Source organism: Paenibacillus hunanensis (genome assembly GCF_034055775.1).
Classification (GTDB): Bacteria; Bacillota; Bacilli; order Paenibacillales; family Paenibacillaceae; genus Saccharibacillus; species Saccharibacillus hunanensis.
Genome location: NZ_CP139194.1, coordinates 4,320,177 through 4,337,194 on the forward strand (window position 1 = coordinate 4,320,177; position 17,018 = coordinate 4,337,194).

General features: G+C 47.4%; 13 protein-coding genes. 1 reads left to right on the plus strand and 12 read right to left on the minus strand.

Going from position 1 to position 17,018, the window contains the following annotated elements:
- Window positions 1-54: 54 nt before the first annotated feature.
- The 8 genes from groES to SK066_RS17630 all read right to left on the minus strand — a co-directional run bounded on the left by groES (window position 55) and on the right by SK066_RS17630 (window position 11,030).
- Window positions 55-336: a co-chaperone GroES gene (gene groES, locus SK066_RS17595; RefSeq protein WP_188773589.1), complete on the minus strand. Its 282-nt coding sequence runs from the start codon at window positions 334-336 to the stop codon at window positions 55-57.
- A 259-nt stretch (window positions 337-595) separates the two neighbouring features.
- Window positions 596-6,007, minus strand: coding sequence for a diguanylate cyclase domain-containing protein (locus SK066_RS17600; RefSeq protein ID WP_320542433.1), 5,412 nt, complete (start codon window positions 6,005-6,007; stop codon window positions 596-598).
- Window positions 6,007-7,212: a small-conductance mechanosensitive channel gene (locus tag SK066_RS17605; protein ID WP_320542434.1), complete on the minus strand. Its 1,206-nt coding sequence runs from the start codon at window positions 7,210-7,212 to the stop codon at window positions 6,007-6,009. Before SK066_RS17605 ends, SK066_RS17600 begins: the two co-directional genes overlap by 1 nt.
- A 551-nt stretch (window positions 7,213-7,763) precedes the next feature.
- Window positions 7,764-8,513 carry a twin-arginine translocase subunit TatC gene (gene tatC, locus SK066_RS17610; protein WP_188773586.1) on the minus strand — a complete coding sequence of 250 codons (750 nt, stop codon included), beginning with the start codon at window positions 8,511-8,513 and terminating at the stop codon, window positions 7,764-7,766.
- A gap of 184 nt (window positions 8,514-8,697) precedes the next feature.
- Window positions 8,698-8,937, minus strand: coding sequence for a twin-arginine translocase TatA/TatE family subunit (tatA, locus tag SK066_RS17615; RefSeq protein ID WP_188773585.1), 240 nt, complete (start codon window positions 8,935-8,937; stop codon window positions 8,698-8,700).
- A gap of 291 nt (window positions 8,938-9,228) precedes the next feature.
- Window positions 9,229-9,726, minus strand: coding sequence for a MogA/MoaB family molybdenum cofactor biosynthesis protein (locus SK066_RS17620; RefSeq protein ID WP_188773584.1), 498 nt, complete (start codon window positions 9,724-9,726; stop codon window positions 9,229-9,231).
- Window positions 9,727-9,815: 89 nt separating this feature from the next.
- The gene (gene moaC / locus SK066_RS17625) at window positions 9,816-10,247 is read right to left on the minus strand and encodes a cyclic pyranopterin monophosphate synthase MoaC (protein ID WP_320544913.1); all 432 of its coding nucleotides are present in this window, start codon (window positions 10,245-10,247) and stop codon (window positions 9,816-9,818) included.
- A 138-nt stretch (window positions 10,248-10,385) separates the two neighbouring features.
- The gene (locus SK066_RS17630) at window positions 10,386-11,030 is read right to left on the minus strand and encodes a 5-formyltetrahydrofolate cyclo-ligase (RefSeq protein ID WP_320542435.1); all 645 of its coding nucleotides are present in this window, start codon (window positions 11,028-11,030) and stop codon (window positions 10,386-10,388) included.
- A gap of 453 nt (window positions 11,031-11,483) precedes the next feature.
- Between SK066_RS17630 and SK066_RS17635 the strand changes: the two genes are divergently transcribed.
- The gene (locus SK066_RS17635; RefSeq protein ID WP_320542436.1) at window positions 11,484-13,430 is read left to right on the plus strand and encodes an ABC-F family ATP-binding cassette domain-containing protein; all 1,947 of its coding nucleotides are present in this window, start codon (window positions 11,484-11,486) and stop codon (window positions 13,428-13,430) included.
- 538 nt (window positions 13,431-13,968) lie between these two features.
- Here the strand turns inward: SK066_RS17635 and tsaD are convergent.
- Genes tsaD through tsaE form a run of 4 tightly spaced genes read right to left on the minus strand, consistent with a single transcriptional unit; the run spans window position 13,969 to window position 16,937 of the window.
- Window positions 13,969-15,021: a tRNA (adenosine(37)-N6)-threonylcarbamoyltransferase complex transferase subunit TsaD gene (gene tsaD, locus SK066_RS17640; RefSeq protein WP_320542437.1), complete on the minus strand. Its 1,053-nt coding sequence runs from the start codon at window positions 15,019-15,021 to the stop codon at window positions 13,969-13,971.
- A gap of 7 nt (window positions 15,022-15,028) precedes the next feature.
- Entirely contained in the window at window positions 15,029-15,529 is a 501-nt protein-coding gene (gene rimI / locus SK066_RS17645; protein WP_250343036.1) for a ribosomal protein S18-alanine N-acetyltransferase, read from the minus strand.
- A 23-nt stretch (window positions 15,530-15,552) separates the two neighbouring features.
- Window positions 15,553-16,443: a tRNA (adenosine(37)-N6)-threonylcarbamoyltransferase complex dimerization subunit type 1 TsaB gene (gene tsaB / locus SK066_RS17650; RefSeq protein ID WP_320542438.1), complete on the minus strand. Its 891-nt coding sequence runs from the start codon at window positions 16,441-16,443 to the stop codon at window positions 15,553-15,555.
- The gene (tsaE, locus tag SK066_RS17655) at window positions 16,440-16,937 is read right to left on the minus strand and encodes a tRNA (adenosine(37)-N6)-threonylcarbamoyltransferase complex ATPase subunit type 1 TsaE (RefSeq protein ID WP_320542439.1); all 498 of its coding nucleotides are present in this window, start codon (window positions 16,935-16,937) and stop codon (window positions 16,440-16,442) included. Before tsaE ends, tsaB begins: the two co-directional genes overlap by 4 nt.
- Window positions 16,938-17,018 lie beyond the last annotated feature (81 nt).

Here is a 17,018-nt window from a genome sequence, read left to right on the forward strand (position 1 = left end):
AAAGCGTTGCTTAGACAATAATCGTCCAGGCGATGTATGTGCAAGGTCGCGGAATTAACCGATGATTGCGTGAATATCGCTTTCTTTCATAATCAGGTATTCTTTGCCTTCGAATTTGATTTCTGTACCGGCATATTTGGAGAACAGCACGCGATCGCCTTCTTTTACTTCAAGCGGAACACGAACTCCATCCTTCAGTTGTCCGCTACCCACAGCGATAATTGTACCTTCCTGTGGTTTTTCTTTGGCGGAATCCGGAAGCACGATACCAAACGCAGTTGTTTCCTCCTGCTGGCTCGCTTCTACCAATACACGTTCACCTAAAGGTTTGATCATGAAAAATAGCCTCCTTATTTTGAATGATTACATTGTGCAGATCATCTGCACCGTTGTGTTAGCACTCAACAACGTGTAGTGCTAACAACCAACTTTATGATACTCAACTTGAGCGATGATTTCAAGTCCCTTTATGTAAAAATCGTACGGCAGTCATAGAAAAAGAGCAGAGAATGATTTCTCATAGAGTCTAACCAGGGATCGGTGACTTCTGAAAAATAATGCTCTGCTCTTCTCATTGCTACTCCACTAGCTACTCTCAACGTTCAGCCTCAGAATAATCTTCCTCATCCGAGGTCGTTGGCTCTGTCTGCTGGGTATGAATAACGACACAGTTTCGTTGATTATCCTTTGCTTGATAAAGAGCTTCATCCGCCAGGCGATACAGCTTCTCCTCTGACAGATCAGCGGTGGCACGCTCTACAAAGCCAACACCAATCGACATCGTCACATAAGGTGCAGCATCGCTTTGCTCATGCGGAATCTGCAAGGCTTCAATGCTCTGACGAATACGCTCGGCATACGCACCTAATTGATCATAAGTGCTACCAATATGCAGAATCGCAAACTCCTCCCCACCAAGCCGGAAAGCCATACTGTCATGTCCTGCCTGCTCCAGTAAGGTAGAGCCAATGATGCGAAGTACATTGTCGCCTTCGTAATGACCATAGGCGTCATTGTATTTTTTGTAATGATCAATATCCAGCAAAATAAACGTGATGCTCGCCTGCTGGATCACTGCCTGCTCCAGCTTATACGGAATCTGGCTATTAAAATAACGACGATTGTACAGCCCGGTCAATTCATCGGTAATCGACAAATGCTCGATTCGCTTTTTATCCGTAATATTATGACCGATACACGTATAGCCGGTCAGCTTATCTCCATCAAATTCCGGTTCAATGACCATATCAAGCCATAACGTACTGTGATCACGGCAAAATTGAAGTAGCTCGCCATGCCAGGTGCGATGCTCATTGATCGCAAAGACTTCCAGTATGTCTCCCCTCTGGGATGATGGTGGCTGGAAAAATTGATGCGGCTTGCCGATCAGCTCTTCACGCTTGTAACGAGTTAGGAAACAAAACTCTTCACTCACATGAGTAATACGACCGTAGATATCGATATTAGCAATAATGACATTTTTATCGACAATATCGAGGTACTTGAGCAATTGATCGTTCTTGATCTCCAGTTCCTCGGTACGCTGCGTGACCAGATGCTCCAGCTCGTTGTACAGACTGGCATTCTCAATCGCGTACACCATCTCACGGGAAAGCAGATTAATCATATTCAGTCGCTCACGTGTGAAGGCACCGGTGATCAGATTGTTCTCCAGATAGATGACTGCGATCACACGCTCCTGATTCACCAGCGGCATACACAGCACGGACTTGGGCTGATACTCTGTCATATAGCGTATATCGGATAACCGATTACTCAACCGCGCATCATTATAAATGAGCGTCTCTTGGCCGGAAGCAACTTCTTCCAGGGTAAGCCATGGAAATTCAGTCCCCATTGCGAGCTGATCATGATGAATGCGCACATCTACCTGATCGGTGTTCTCATCATATCGCCCCTCTGCCCATAGACTCGGTCCAGACTTCATAATCATACAGCCGCGCTGCGCCCCTGCATTAATCAGCACCACGTTCATGATACTATGCAGCAGCTGATCGATCTCGATCTCACGCGAGAACGATTGCGAAGCCTTGAGCAGCAGATGAATATCGATATTTTCGGTAGAGATGCTCATCGTTTGATCGCCATGCAGCGGCAACCATTGAATATGTCCCATTAATTCCTCGTAGGCTTCCTGAAGCTGCATGACCTTTGCCTTGGCTCCCCAGACGGAATAGTAGTAAGATGCCTGCTTCACATAATAAGCCGCAATTTCGGGCAACTGACGCTCCAAATAAAAGCGTCCAGCCAGCTCGCTGGCGATTGCCTTATAACGTGTAAAGTGTCCCTGTTCACTATGCCGTAGCGCCTGATGATAGTGCTTCTCCGCTTCACGGTAGTTCATTTGAAGACGAAGCCATTCGGCTTGCATCATCTCATATTGAGACAGGAAGTTATGCGGATGGTGTGCAGCAAGCTTCTTCATTCTGCCCAGCTCGCGTTTCATTCTACTCCGTACCCTGCGCTTTTCATGGATACTGTACAGATCATAATCGGCTGCAAGACACATAAAGGTATAAAAGATCGCTTCCTCCATGAAAGCCGAGCCTGCGAGCGTTGGCATCACACGATCCGCCTGCTCCAATAGCTCTCGGGAGCGACCACGTTGTTCAAACAAGAAGGCGATCTGCAAATGCGTAACATAATAGATCGCAATACCGGAATAATAGCGTGCACCTTCTAGCAGATCGAGGTATTCCTGTTCATTAAAGGCTCCTTCGTTCAGTGAATCGGTATGCTCCAGCTTGCCTGCCAGCAGTCTGAACTTTTGCTGAGCTAAGCGTGCTGTCGCCAGTGCAGGCATATAGCCTGTATTCTCAATCTTGTCCAGCATAAAGTCGCTTTCCTGCAAATACGTCTCGATCTCCATTCCTGGATTCCACAGGTTCATATAATAACAGGCATGTGCCAAATACAGCATATCCCCGGATTGAAGGCTGTACTCCATAGTGCGACTATATTGCTCCTCCAGTGTTTCCCAATCGTGACTCCAGCTATAGCAGAACAGGCTGTATAGCACATGGATCTGGCTTCGCCACTGCAAATCTTCATAATTGCGATTCAGTTGTACAGCCAGCTGACCGTATTCCTCAGCTCCTTTAAAATCACCAAGCCCGGCCAGTAGCATCGCATAGCCTACATAAGCTCCTGCGGATTCGGGCGAGTTGCCATGACGAACCGAAAGTCCCGTTTGTCGGAGCACCGACCAGGCGAACAATTCCTTTTCGCCACTAATAAATGCAGGTGCTGCAAAGCCACGCAACAATCGCATAATCATTTTCATTCTTGGATCTTTGACTTCTGGGCCTTCGAGTAGCTCCTGAGGCTTGCGTCTACCGATTTTGATTTTGACAGCAATGAGTTCTTTGCCTACAATGACCATCGTTAATCGTTTTGGTACAGCGAAGCCCAGACAAGCCAATCCTGACTTGCCAGCAGCAATTGCCTCTGCCATCATACCGAGATACATATAGTGACTGGAACGCATTTCATAAATGGTCGCACGCTCAATATCCGTATGTGCACGTTCTAACAATACCTTACTAATCTCATTACCGCGATCATAATTTTGGATCAAATAAGCACATTCGCTGTACAGGAAATATAATTCATACATCCGTTCATAGTGAGTAGACCAGTGCTGTACATTGGACAGATCCATCGCCGCCTGTAAAAACGTCAATGCGGCTGCATAACCAAATGCCTTTTTCGCACGTCGTCCTGCCTGCATATTCACTTCGATTAGACGCTCTCGATCGATATCGTTAGCAACTAATGTAATGCCTTTATTCAGATGTCCAGCAATATCCATAATATCGGTCTGGATGCTCTGCTCTGGCTGCTCTAATAATAACCAGCCCAGCTTCAAATGCAGATGCTGACGCAACTGGGGATCGATCATCTGGTACAATGCCTGCTGAAGCTTATCATGCTGGAAGGCAAACTGAATATTCAGCCGATCCAGCTCATCTTCAGACAATGTTGATGCATCAAGCAGATGATAGCTTGCCTGTAACGGCACTAAAATATCCTCCTCTACCGCCAGCAATAATGCAGGCAATAGCTGATTCTTTTCGGCATATCCGATCAATTGCAATACACGCCAGTGAAAGCTACGACCGATTAATGCAGCAATGCTCAAAATCAACTGCGTTTCTGCGGGTAGAGTCTTCATTTTCTGAATCAAATAATCGATCAGATCCTCGTTCGATGTTAGCGCACGAATCTGTACCGAATCAAACGTCCATTCGCCAGTCATCTGATCAAAATAGATCGCATTTTGCTTGTATAAGTCCTTCAGTATCTCCTGCACGAAAAATGGATTCCCGCTAGTTTGGCGATGAATAACAGGCGCAAGCCATTTGAGCTGCTGAGGATTCAATTCAACCGTATCGTTAATAAACTGTTGAATAACCGACTCACTCAGTGGCTGTAGGTGCATCTGATGAATAAATTCCTGTTCCTGCACACGGTCAATTGCCGCAGCGAGTGGATGCAGCTCATTCACTTCATTTGGACGATACGAAGCGATAATCATGACTCGCTTCAGTGTTTTGCTTTCTAGTAAACGGGTAAACAGCTGTACACTCGATATGTCTGCCCACTGCACATCATCCATAAACAAGACGATCGGCTTCTGCTGACTTGCCAGCGTTTCCAACAATCGCAATACGGATAGGAAAAATCGGTTGTTCTCTTCAACTGGCAGCAGCTGGTCTGGCTCACGCTGTGATCCGATCAATTGCTCCAGCTCTGGTAGCCAGCGGGTCATCAGACCCGCATTTGTACCGAGATTTAGCTTCAAGGCATGCTGTAAACTTGTGCGCTCCTCATCAGGGCTATTCAGCCACTGACTGAGCAATACACGCAATGCTTCAACAAAGGCACTATACGGAATATTTTTGTTATATTGCTCGAATTTCCCCTGTACAAAGTGACCTTTACGTGTAGACACTGTCGCTTGTAGCTCATTCACAAGTGCTGTTTTACCCACACCGGCTTCACCAGCAACGAGCACGAGCTGCACACGATCCTGAATGCTACGATCTAATGCCTGCTCCAGCATCGTCAGCTCTGCATCACGACCATACAATCGCTGTGGAATGCGGAAAAAGGTCATACGGTCATCCTGACCGACCTTAAACTGATAATTCATTGGAGAAGCAAGGCACTTTTTCAGATCAGCGCGAATGCCATACGCGCTACGGTAGCGATCTTCCGGCGACTTTTCAAGCAGCTTCATTACAATATTAGAGAGCGTCTCTGGAACCTTGCCACTCGTCTGCTCATAAGGAGATACCGGTTTTCTCGCGATAATCGCATAGATCTGCTCCATCGTCGTCGCGACAGGATGCGGGCGGCTACCTGTCAGCATCTCGTACAGCGTTACTCCAAGCGAGTAAAAGTCAGATCGATAGTCGATCGTACGGTTAATTCTGCCCGTTTGCTCGGGAGAAATGTAGCCGAGACTTCCCTCCATCACACCGGTAGCCACATAATCCAGCTTTTCATTACTCCAGCGCACGGACAGATCAAAGTCGATCAAGCGCAGTTCGTCTGTCTCACGGTTCCAGATCAGATTGGCAGGCTTAATATCCTTATGGATAATCTGGCGATCATGAATGCTGCCGATAATATCGGTCAATTTGATCGCCAGCTGCAAAATGGTCTGTGTATCCAGACGCTGCTTTTTCATGATGCTTTTAAGTGAATCTCCAGAGATATCCTCCAGCGTCAAAATCATATAGCCGCCGCGTTCCTCTAGCTGGATCGGGCGAATAATGCCTGAGATGGTCGGACTGAGCTCTGATAGTAGCTTATATTCTTTTTTGATACGCATAATCGACTCATAGGTAGATACTTTGGCTCCAAGCACCTTAGCAATTACACGTTGTCCGGAAAGATTATTAATGCAGCGATAGATGGCTTTGTTGCCATGATCAGCAATTTCCTCTATCACGGTGTATTTGTGATCTTTCCATATCATTAGCGTCCCCTCGTTTCATCCTGTCTGCCGTCCAGCTCAAAGTTAGGGTTGAATTTGAAAATGTATGCTGCCGTTAACCACAAAATCCAACAGTTGACACCAAAGAATAAATATCCGAAATAGCCCAGAATCGGCATCTCAGAGAAGATATGAAACTTATCCAGATAAGGAACAGAATATTTCCAATAGTTCGGATTCGCAGGATATCCCGATTTGAACCATTCACTACCGAAGTTCCACATTTCCCAGAACACGCCATTCAATACGGTACCGATCGCAATCAGTAAAATAGGAGACCAGTTGCCCTCGCGAATTGGGGTAAATGGTGTCCACAGACGAGTCAAGCCCATTGCTGCCGATAATAGCGGCACCAGCGCGACCCACAATACCCAGAACAATTGGTAAGGGAAATAGCCCATCAGTAAGGACAATACCAGGCCTACAATATACAAAGCGATCAGCCAGCCTTTATTCACCTTCAAGCGTGGCCCGTTACTGTAACGATCACGCATACGCGGGAACGTTTTAAGTAATAAATACCATTCTACAATAGCTGGCAATACTGTTGTATAAGATAATGAAAACCAGAAGATATTACCAAAGTCACTCATAACGTGATTATTCGGATAATACCAGTTCTCCATAACAAAAAAGTTCAAATATTCAAAGGCAAACCAGCTAAAGCACGATACTACAGCTAGCACCTGCATTAGAGCTGGCTTGATCGATAATAGAGATATCGCATTATTACGCTTATAGACGATACCATCCAAAATACAAATAAATGACCACCATAATGGTACAAAGGTATAACGTTCAAGTGAGAAAGAAATCGGGAGAGAGGTAATCGGTTCAAGATCGACGGGAATCTTCGCGCGTGTCCACATGATAATCCAGCAAATGATCAGTACAGGCAGCGCTCCCCAGAACCAGTATGGGAAATTCACCTTTTGACGTACAACCGGTGCGGCTACTACTTTTTTAAAGCCAAACAATCTCGGGAATAAGAGGAAGATTAAAATAAACGCAGCTACGATAGAAGCACAGATGAAATAGGTTAGGTTAAAGCCGGGATCATTCCCTGCCTCCTGTGCCGGAAACAAACCATAGCCTTCCGGCAAGCCTCCCCATCTTACAATACTCCCCAGTGTAGGCAGTAGAAAAATTAAAGCGGATGTAATGATTAGAAAGACTATTTTTTTCAATGTCGTAACCCCTTTTGTTTATATACTGGATATGTGCGCCTGCTGGCTTCGTAAAGCTCCACTGCGAGTGGAATTATGTAATCACAAAGCCGATCGTATAGGCTATGGTTTACAGGTTTAGCTTCTCTGTATCTTCGCATTCCTCCCATTCACCCGTTCAATTCCAGCAACCTGCGTTTGTCGTGTTTATTCTACAAAAGGTTACCGTTCAAATCAGTCCTTATTTACTAGTTATAATCGGCTATGCCAAAAAAAGATAGTGTTTTAATAGATAATTAAGTAAAAAAAGTGCTTTTCCAGTATCTACAGGCATTTACCTGCATGATCGAGTGACACTGGAAGAACACTTGCATGCATAATAGAGATATTTCAAATCTAAAATTCAGTAGAAATAGTATTTACAATTTCCAATAACAGTCTTTGGATTTGTGATTTTATCCGTATATTATTCTTTACTTTTCTGTCTTTGTCGACATTTTTATCAAGTAACTTACTCGTTTAACTAATTGATCATCCTTGATGTTATCGGCTCATGCGTCCTGTCATTTACTTTATTCCTCAAGATGTTCTCGATCTCTTGCCTGCTGCTTACGATAGACGATCGACGACAGGAATACACTCAGCTCATACAGACCAAGCAGCGGAATCGCCACTAGAATGTCGGAGATAAAGTCAGGTGGGGTAACGACAACCGCGATAAACACGAGCACAAAGTAAGCAATTCGCCGCAGCTTACGCAGCAGAGCAGGCGATACGATACGCAGTGTGGTCAAAAACATAATGACCAGCGGAAGTTCGAACAATGCTGCCACAGGAAAAACGATATTGGACATGAACGTAAAATATTGCACTACACCATACGTTTCCTCCAGCCCCATGCTGCGAGTCACCTGCGAGGTGAAGGTAAGCGCCATCGGAAACACAACGTAATACGCAAATAATACACCAATGATAAACATTAAAAATACAAATGGGATATAACGTAAGGCCGTTCGCCGCTCCTTCGGTAGCAAGCCCGGGCTAACAAATGCCCACAGCTGAAACAACGCACATGGTAAGGTTAAGGCGAACGCGACAACCATCGCGATTTTCATATATAAGCCAATGCCATCCCAGAAGGAAAAGACATGGAACACCAGATTGCGCGCTGTCTCAGCAGACACCAGATATTGATAGACCGGCTGAGCGACGAACAAGCCTAGAATCATGCCGAAAAACAGCACCGCAATCACAATAATGAGCCTGCGCCGAAGCTCGGTCAGATGATCCAGCAGCGACATTTCTTTTTCTAATTTGTTCATGGATTCCCTCACTTCTTCATGCCCTGTAGTATAAACAGGACAAATTCCGAGCAGCTCCCTTTCGCCCTATACGAAAAGAATCCCCTCCAAAAAGGAAGGGATTCGGAGGCTCTATAGAGCCAGCCTCCGTCATAGTTGAACGGTGATGACGTTCTGCTTTGAACGAAGCACCGGGTAGGTAGGATTAAAGTTTGTCTACTGGCTTAGACTCCTGCTGTAGCTGAGTCGCTTGAACGGGCTCTGCTGGTGCCTTTGTTTTATTATCTTCTTCCTTCATCATATCGCGTGTACCTTCCTTGAACTCACGGAATGTACGTCCTACTGCACGTCCCAGCTCTGGCAGCTTGTTCGGACCAAATAAAATAAGCGCTAGTATAATGAGCAAAATGAAGCCAGTTGGGCCAATACCCAGACCGTTAAACATTGGAACTCCTCCTTCATTGTACGACAGCATCCGTCTATCGTGCTCCTATCATAGCATAACTACGCACTGCGCTTCACTATTGGATCACGTAAAATATTTTCCTGCTTCCACACAAATACACACAATTCCTCCATCTGGAAAAATTGTGCTGTGTCCTCATCTTTTCATGCTAGTATACCTGTTGCATCGTGAAGCTTCTACCTGATCAGCGATCTGTATATGAAGCATCCCGACCCGTGGCTATGACATGACCGTATCTATGCAGCAATATGAGAGCTCAAACTGCTAGAGTTAACGCTCATCCCCAGGGCGATATTGACCTGTAATCATCAGTAACGCTTCTGGCAATTGATCCATAATCGCTGCCAGATGCTCGTGCACACCCTTCGGTGTTCCTGGCAGATTGACGATCAGGCTGCGCTCACGAATACCGCAAATACCACGGAATAGCATAGCTGAACGATTTTTCTGCATCACTGTAGCACGCATCGCTTCTGCCATACCCGGTACTTCGCGCTGAATGACACGCCGCGTTGCTTCCGGTGTCACATCACGCTGGGCAAGCTCGGTTCCGCCAGTCGTTAGGATCAGATCCGCATTAAAATATTCGGTCATTTCGATCAGTGCTGCGATAATCTCATCCGGCTCATCCGGTACGACACGGTATTCTACGATCTCACCGCCAAGCTCCTCTTCTACCAGCTCGCGAATGACCTGTGCACTCGTATCCTCACGTTCACCGCGAGCTCCCTTATCACTGGCAGTTAAAATAGCCGTTCTCCAAACCATACGCTCACCCTCCCATCTCTATGCCATCTTTGTTTCGGCTGCTTCTGTATCTTCATTGCTATTTAAGCTTGTTATTAGTGTCGCTATCGTTAGTCTCTGATGAAATCTCCGCTTTTGCCGCCGCTCTTGGATTGCAGTAGCGTAGGGCCAATCACCATATCTTTTTGTAACGCTTTGCACATATCATAGATCGTCAAGGCAACGGCTGAAGCGGCGGTTAATGCTTCCATTTCAACGCCTGTTTTGCCTTCGGTTTTCACCTTGACTTCAATATATAGCTCATCCGTGCCGTTATCCTGAAATGTAATATTCACACCCGTTAATGGCAGTGGATGGCACATTGGAATCCAGTCGGAGGTACGCTTAGCTGCTTGTATGCCCGCCACCTGCGCAACCGCCAGTACATCTCCCTTGCCCACTTCACCGGAGCGAATCGCTTGCAGTGTGGAAGGCTGCATCGTAACCTGGCTGGTAGCTACAGCCACACGTACCGTTTCTTCTTTGCCTGAAATATCAACCATTCGTGCTCTGCCCTGCTCATTAAAATGAGTGAGCGGTCCACTAGCGGTCGGTAAGCCCTCATATTCGTTATGCCCTTCATGACTCAATGAAATCCCAACTTTCGTCGCTTGCTTAATCTATAAGATAACGGTACACCGTCATTCATGTGTATGGATTACCCCGGAAGGTGTAAATAACAGATGAACCCGAAAATCATGCGGCTCCATCGGAATATGTTGCACCAGCTGCTGATGGAATGCCGGTGCTGTCAGTAATGGAGAAGATTCATGAGACGGTCGATGATTTCGATCAGCAACGGTAAGCTGTGCCATAAAGCGGTCATAATATCCACCACCATAGCCGATCCGTCCGCCAGAGCGATCATAGCCAAGACCCGGTACAATTACCAGATCAATCTCATGCCAGCGCTCGGCTGGATAATGAGCGGTATGTGCCTGTGGTTCAGGAATACCATACATGCCAGGCTCAACATCATCAATTCCACCAATTTCATACAATTCAAAAATGCCCTGCTGCTCTCGCTGAATACGAGGCGCCAGCACGCGATCATCGTGCTTCCAGCACTGCTCCAGCAAGGGCAATGTATCCGGCTCATCCCGGTAAGCCAAATAACTGAACACCGTAAAGGGCTGTTTACGCTTCTGCTCTCGCAAGCGATGAATATACGCTGACGCAACCACACACAGCTCCGCGGATTGCTGAACACGTAGCTCTGGATCAAGCTGCCGTCTTCGCTGCTGAAGCTGCTCACGAAGTAGCCGTTTATCACTCAGGTGTTCCATCAAAAGCCTCCCGTACATCGACCCGGCGAATGAGATGCAAAAGGCACGAGTCATTCATATTGACAGTGTAACACTTTCCTGTCAAAAAACCAATTTCCCTTTCTATTGTATGTACCCTTCTTGCCCGTCCTTGTATACGCTAGAATCGCGCTCTTTTTGCGCCAGGATACCGGATTAAATCATGCAAAATAACAGCATTTCATGTACACTAGACAGGATGGGCTGATTATAGGGTAAGGTGTATGCTCCCTGTCCGTATACAGCAGCACGATGAACAACAATGCTATACCCCTATATTGCACAAGCTTCTTTATAAAATGCTCCATGCTGATGCCGCCGCTAGCCCTGTTTCGTAGAAGCGAAGCTGACGATATCCATCGGTATAGGCCTCGTATAACAGATAAATGAACAGAGCAGCGATTCGCTGTTCATATAGGAAAGGATGAATAGACTGTGTTATTGCAAGCAAGCGGTATTACCAAATTATATGGCATCACTCCGGTGCTGGAAGGCATCAATTTACAGATTGAGGAGCGTGAACGGATCGGTCTCGTCGGTGTCAACGGCGCCGGCAAATCGACCCTGCTCAAAATTATCGCTGGTGAAATGTCGCACGATGGCGGACAAATTTTTCGCAGCAAGGAAGTAACGCTGGGCTATCTGGCGCAAAATAGTGGGTTGCATCATGGCAATACGATCGGCGAAGAAATGCGCTCGGTGTATGCTGATCTGATCGAGACAGAGCGTGAGTTGCGTACGATGGAGCAGCAAATCGCTGATCCGGCACATATGGGCGATGAAAAAGCTTATGCCGATCTGTTAGAGCGTTATTCCCAGCAATCGGACTGGTTCCGTGAGCGTGGCGGCTACGAGATGGAGACGCGGATTCGCAGCATTTTGCACGGGATGGGCTTTGCTGATTTTTCACAGGATACACCGGTATCGACATTAAGCGGTGGTCAGAAAACAAGACTGGCACTCGCTCGTATCCTGCTACAAGCACCTGATCTGCTCATGCTGGATGAGCCAACCAACCATCTGGATCTGGACACACTCGCCTGGCTGGAGGATTATTTGCGTGCGTATTCTGGCGCTCTGCTGGTTGTATCCCATGACCGCTACTTCCTGGATCGACTCGTAACTAGCATCGTCGAGATTGAGCGGCACCGCTCCAGACGCTATACCGGTAACTACAGCCGCTATATTGATATTAAGGCGGCAGAGTACGAATCGGCTATGAAGCAATTTGAAAAGCAGCAGGATGAGATTGCTCGCATGGAGCAATTTATCCAGAAAAATATCGTTCGCGCGTCTACAACGAAGCGTGCACAAAGTCGCCGCCGTGCACTGGAGAAGATGGATCGTATGGATCGCCCTGCCGGTGATCTAAAAAAGGCGAGCTTTACATTTGAAACCTCCGTGGTGTCGGGTAAGGATGTGCTGCGTGTGCACAATCTAACGCTATCGTATGAGGACAAGCAAAAGCTGTTTGAGCCGATCTCATTCGAACTGTGGCGCGGCGATATGGTCGCACTGATCGGCCCGAACGGAACGGGTAAAACGACGTTGCTCAAGGCGCTAATCGGTGATCATACACCGGATGGCGGTAAAATTGAATGGGGTGCCAAAACAAAAATTGGTTACTACGATCAGGAGCAAGGGCATCTAAATCCGAACAATACCGTGCTGGAGGAAGTATGGAGCAGCTTCCCACATCTGGAGGAGGTACGCGTTCGTACCGTGCTCGGTAACTTCCTGTTTAGCGGTGAGGATGTGCTCAAAAAGGTAGCTGCTCTGAGCGGCGGAGAAAAAGCGCGCGTATCGCTCAGCAAGCTCATGCTGCTGGAAGCGAATGTACTCATTCTGGATGAGCCGACCAACCATCTGGATCTGGTGAGTAAGGAAGTGCTGGAATCTGCGCTAATGGATTATGAAGGTACATTGCTGTTCATTTCCCATGACCGTTATTTCCTGAACAAAATGGCAGAGCGCATTCTGGAGCTACGTCCGGATGGTCTGACCACGTATCTCGGTAACTTCGATGATTATACCGCTAAAAAGCAAGAGCTACTGGAAATTGCGGCCGAGGAAGCGGCTAACGCTATGAAAACAGCGAAGCCGGATACACCGTCTACTGATCCTACCCGTATGGCTGCAATGTCATTTGAGGAAAGCAAGCAGGCTAAGCGTGACGAGCGTAACCGTAAGCGCCGCCTGGAGCAGCTGGAGGGTGAGATCGCTACGCATGAGGATCGCATTGCTGAACTGGAGCAGGAGCTGACCTTACCGGAGATTTATCAGGATTATGCTGCGGTACAGACTCGTCAGGAGGAGATTGCCAGCCACCAGCAGGCACTGGAGCAAGCTTATGAGGAATGGGAATTGCTAGCTGCTGAATAGACGCTTGTCAAGACCTGTCCATATAATTGTAAAAGTCCGTACTTTTTTTGTAAAAGAAGTTGAACGATGTTGTGAACAGACTTGTCCACAGCAAGCAGTGGATTTAGAGCGATAAATGAGCTGAGAAAAAGCTATTTTTTGTTGGTACAATCGCTTTTTTTAGAAAAATCCATATTTATCCACCAAGTTATACACATTGTCCACAGTTTTTGGGTGGAAAGCTGTGTTTAACTATCCCCTGAATGAGGATTTTAAAAAACACAGATATAGCAAGCATTTTGCAACTTGCCCACATTTTTCAGGGGATATGTGGATAACTTTGTTAACATCTTGACAAAACCACCCCTAAGATGCATGCCATTGTAAAACCCATTATTAGTCAAACTTCCAGTGTTGATTGTCGACTGGAGCTATTCAGATATAACAAAAAGACCGTATAGCGCAGAACGTGTATCTCTGCCTGTACGGTCTTTTTTGACATGACTCCGTGTATCTTCGTATAACTTCATTCATTCGGTATGGCTATTGAAGCGTAGGATTAGCCGATCGATGCAGTTGACCACTTTTCAAGCGATAACGACGGATCGCCTTTAATACGTAGATCGGAGAACTCCCCTGTTTTCCATTTCAAATAAGCTGCGGCACCGATCATGGCTGCATTATCTGTGCAGTATTCAAATGGTGGGATCAGCAGCTCAATCCCTTCACGCTCACAGCGTTCGGTTAATGTACGACGTAGCCCTTTGTTCACAGCTACTCCACCGCATAGCAGCAATTGACGTACATCATATGCTTTTACCGCACGGATTGCCTTTTCGACAAGCACCTCTACGACGGATTCCTGAAAACCACGTGCAATCTCAGCAGTCATCGGCTCCTCGCCGCGCATTTTCTTCTGGTTGACCACGTTTAACACCGCCGACTTCAATCCGCTCAGACTGAAATCATAGGAATCTGGCTCCAGCCATGCACGCGGCAGCTCTACCGCTGATTCGGCTTCCATCGCCAGTCGATCGACATAGGGGCCACCTGGATAAGGGAAGCCCAGCGCACGAGCCACTTTATCATATGCTTCACCTACCGCATCATCGCGGGTACTGCCGATCAGACGAAATTGTCCCTCTCGCTCCAGCAATACCAGCTCGGTATGTCCACCCGACACGACCAGCGCCAATGCAGGATAGACAATATCGGCAGTCAGATTATTTGCATAAATATGCCCGGCGATATGATGCGTACCGATTAGCGGCTTATCCAGTGCAAAGGCGATACTTTTCGCTGCCATAATACCGACGAGCAATGCGCCCACCAGGCCAGGGCCTTCTGTCACTGCAACAGCGGATACATCATCCAGCGTCAGCCCGGATTGCTCGACCGCCTGCTCAATCATTAACGTAATCGTCTCCACATGCTTGCGTGAAGCCACCTCGGGGACAACGCCACCAAATGCCTTGTGCGTCTCGATCTGACTGGAGACTAGATTGGACAGCACATGCTTCCCATTTTGTACAATCGCAACCGAGGTTTCGTCACAGCTTGTCTCGATCGCAAGTATATTACACACCGATTCCCGGTGATCCTGATGCATCATCTATCGTTCACGCTTCCTTCCCGTTTCCAGACTCCCCATCGACAGGGAGCTCGCACCACATAATCAGTGCGTCTTCATTATTATCCGAATAGTACGCTTTACGTACGCCTGCACCCGTAAAGCCTAGCTTGCGATACAGGCTCTGTGCAGGCTCATTGGTCACCCGTACTTCTAATGTCATACGAATCATACCGAGCTCCATTGCCCATTCCATCATGCGCACGAGTAGCAGCTCTCCCAGCCCTCTACCTCGATAGGCTTCACGAACCGCAATATTCGTCACATGCGCTTCATCCATAATCGTCCACATGCCTGCATAGCCAACAATGTAGCCGTTCAGCTCTAACACCATATATTTAGCAAAATGGTTCATGGTGAGCTCGTTGCGAAACGCTTCCTCTGTCCATGGAAGGGTAAACGCCTCATGCTCAATTTCAATAATTGCAGGTAGATCGTCCAGACTCATCTGGCGAAGAACCGGATGCTCTTCCCCCTGCTCTGATAACATGGCCACGTCGGCACGTCCTTTCATCAGGAATGACGCAGCAGGTTGGCTTCGGCCTCCGATAGCTGCGTATAGTTAGGCAATAAAGTATGCGCAGGTTCACTTTGCCCTGACAGCAATGCTGCGGCTCCAACGCTCCCTGCATCTTCTGCTTCCAGACTACAAGCCAGAAGCTGTACACGATCTCCAGCCAGCTCCACAAGCTTCGCCACACGCTGTTCATGCAGCGCCGTATCACCGACAATATATACGTTTGCAGGACGCTCCTGCTCAGACAGTACACGATAGCGCTCGCTTAGCTGATCCACCCAATCGTCCATTAATATAATCCGATCAGCCTCTACACAATAAGGTACACCTTCACCCTCTGTTGTAAATAGACCCGTATATACCTGACCTCGACGTGCATCCATCAACGGTACAATCCAGCTTTCCGTCGTTGCTCTGGATACGTTCTGTTCAGCCTGCTGCGGATTGGCACCTGATGTCGCCTGATTAGATAGCTCATCTGCTCCGACAGAAGATGTGTTGATTAATGTGTCCGTATCATTCTTTTCTCCGTTACCCGTTGCCTGAAGATAACCACTCAGCGCCAGCGCTGCCAGACTGGAGAAGCCTGCAACAGGTAGCTGTAGTGTCCACGCCAGCGTCTTCGCCGTTGTTACGGCAATTCGAATCCCTGTATAGGAGCCTGGACCAACGCCGACTGCGATTCCATCCAGCTCGCGGCGCGATATAGATGCCGCCTCCAGCATACGGGCGATGCTGTCCAATAAGCCTACCGAATGGTTACGATCGGCATTACTACTTTCGGCTGCCAGTACCTTCTGTCCTTCCATTACCGCAACTACCTGTGCGGCTGTCGATGTATCCAAAACTAAAAACCGCTTGCGCGGCTGTTCGTTCATTTCACTCATGAATTGTCATTGACTCCATTCTGTTTTAACTCGGCGCACCATTGTCCATATGGATCGCCGTATCCCTCGCATAGGATTGTGCGGCTATCGTCTGCGTTCACTGTAATCTGCAATGATAATCGCTGCTCCGGTAGCAGGTCTTCGATCCGACTGGACCATTCAACCAGCGTTGCTCCCTGGCCGAAAAAGTATTCATCCAGACCGAGCTCAGCTGCTTCATCCTCACTAATCCGGTACACATCCATATGGTAAAAGGGCATTCGACCCTCATACTCCTTAATAATGGTAAAGGTCGGACTATTGACCATACCAGCCACACCCAGATGCTTAGCAAATGCCTTGGAAAAATGCGTTTTCCCTGCACCCAGATCGCCATCAAGTGTGATCATCGTGCCTGGAAACGCACGACTCGCCAAAAAGGCTGCCAGTCGCTCGGTATCCTCCAGACTGCGGCTTGTAAAGCTTGCCACCTGCTGAGGCAATGATTGTGCCATGTTATCCTCCATCATGCAGCACGATCACATCAACGATCGGTGCATCGTGTTTATTCATTCTTTTTCCAGTATACCACATTC

Bases quoted from the DNA above. Each gene is read 5' to 3' on its own strand.
- groES (WP_188773589.1), bottom strand. From the start codon at position 336: ATGATCAAACCTTTAGGTGAACGTGTATTGGTAGAAGCGAGCCAGCAG.
- tatC (WP_188773586.1), bottom strand. From the start codon at position 8,513: ATGAACAAATTAGAAAAAGAAATGTCGCTGCTGGATCATCTGACCGAG.
- moaC (WP_320544913.1), bottom strand. From the start codon at position 10,247: ATGGTTGATATTTCAGGCAAAGAAGAAACGGTACGTGTGGCTGTAGCT.
- tsaB (WP_320542438.1), bottom strand. From the start codon at position 16,443: ATGAGTGAAATGAACGAACAGCCGCGCAAGCGGTTTTTAGTTTTGGAT.
- rimI (WP_250343036.1), bottom strand. From the start codon at position 15,529: ATGTTATCAGAGCAGGGGGAAGAGCATCCGGTTCTTCGCCAGATGAGT.
- SK066_RS17620 (WP_188773584.1), bottom strand. From the start codon at position 9,726: ATGGTTTGGAGAACGGCTATTTTAACTGCCAGTGATAAGGGAGCTCGC.
- tsaD (WP_320542437.1), bottom strand. From the start codon at position 15,021: ATGATGCATCAGGATCACCGGGAATCGGTGTGTAATATACTTGCGATC.
- tatA (WP_188773585.1), bottom strand. From the start codon at position 8,937: ATGTTTAACGGTCTGGGTATTGGCCCAACTGGCTTCATTTTGCTCATT.
- tsaE (WP_320542439.1), bottom strand. From the start codon at position 16,937: ATGGCACAATCATTGCCTCAGCAGGTGGCAAGCTTTACAAGCCGCAGT.
- SK066_RS17630 (WP_320542435.1), bottom strand. From the start codon at position 11,030: ATGGAACACCTGAGTGATAAACGGCTACTTCGTGAGCAGCTTCAGCAG.
- SK066_RS17600 (WP_320542433.1), bottom strand. From the start codon at position 6,007: ATGATATGGAAAGATCACAAATACACCGTGATAGAGGAAATTGCTGAT.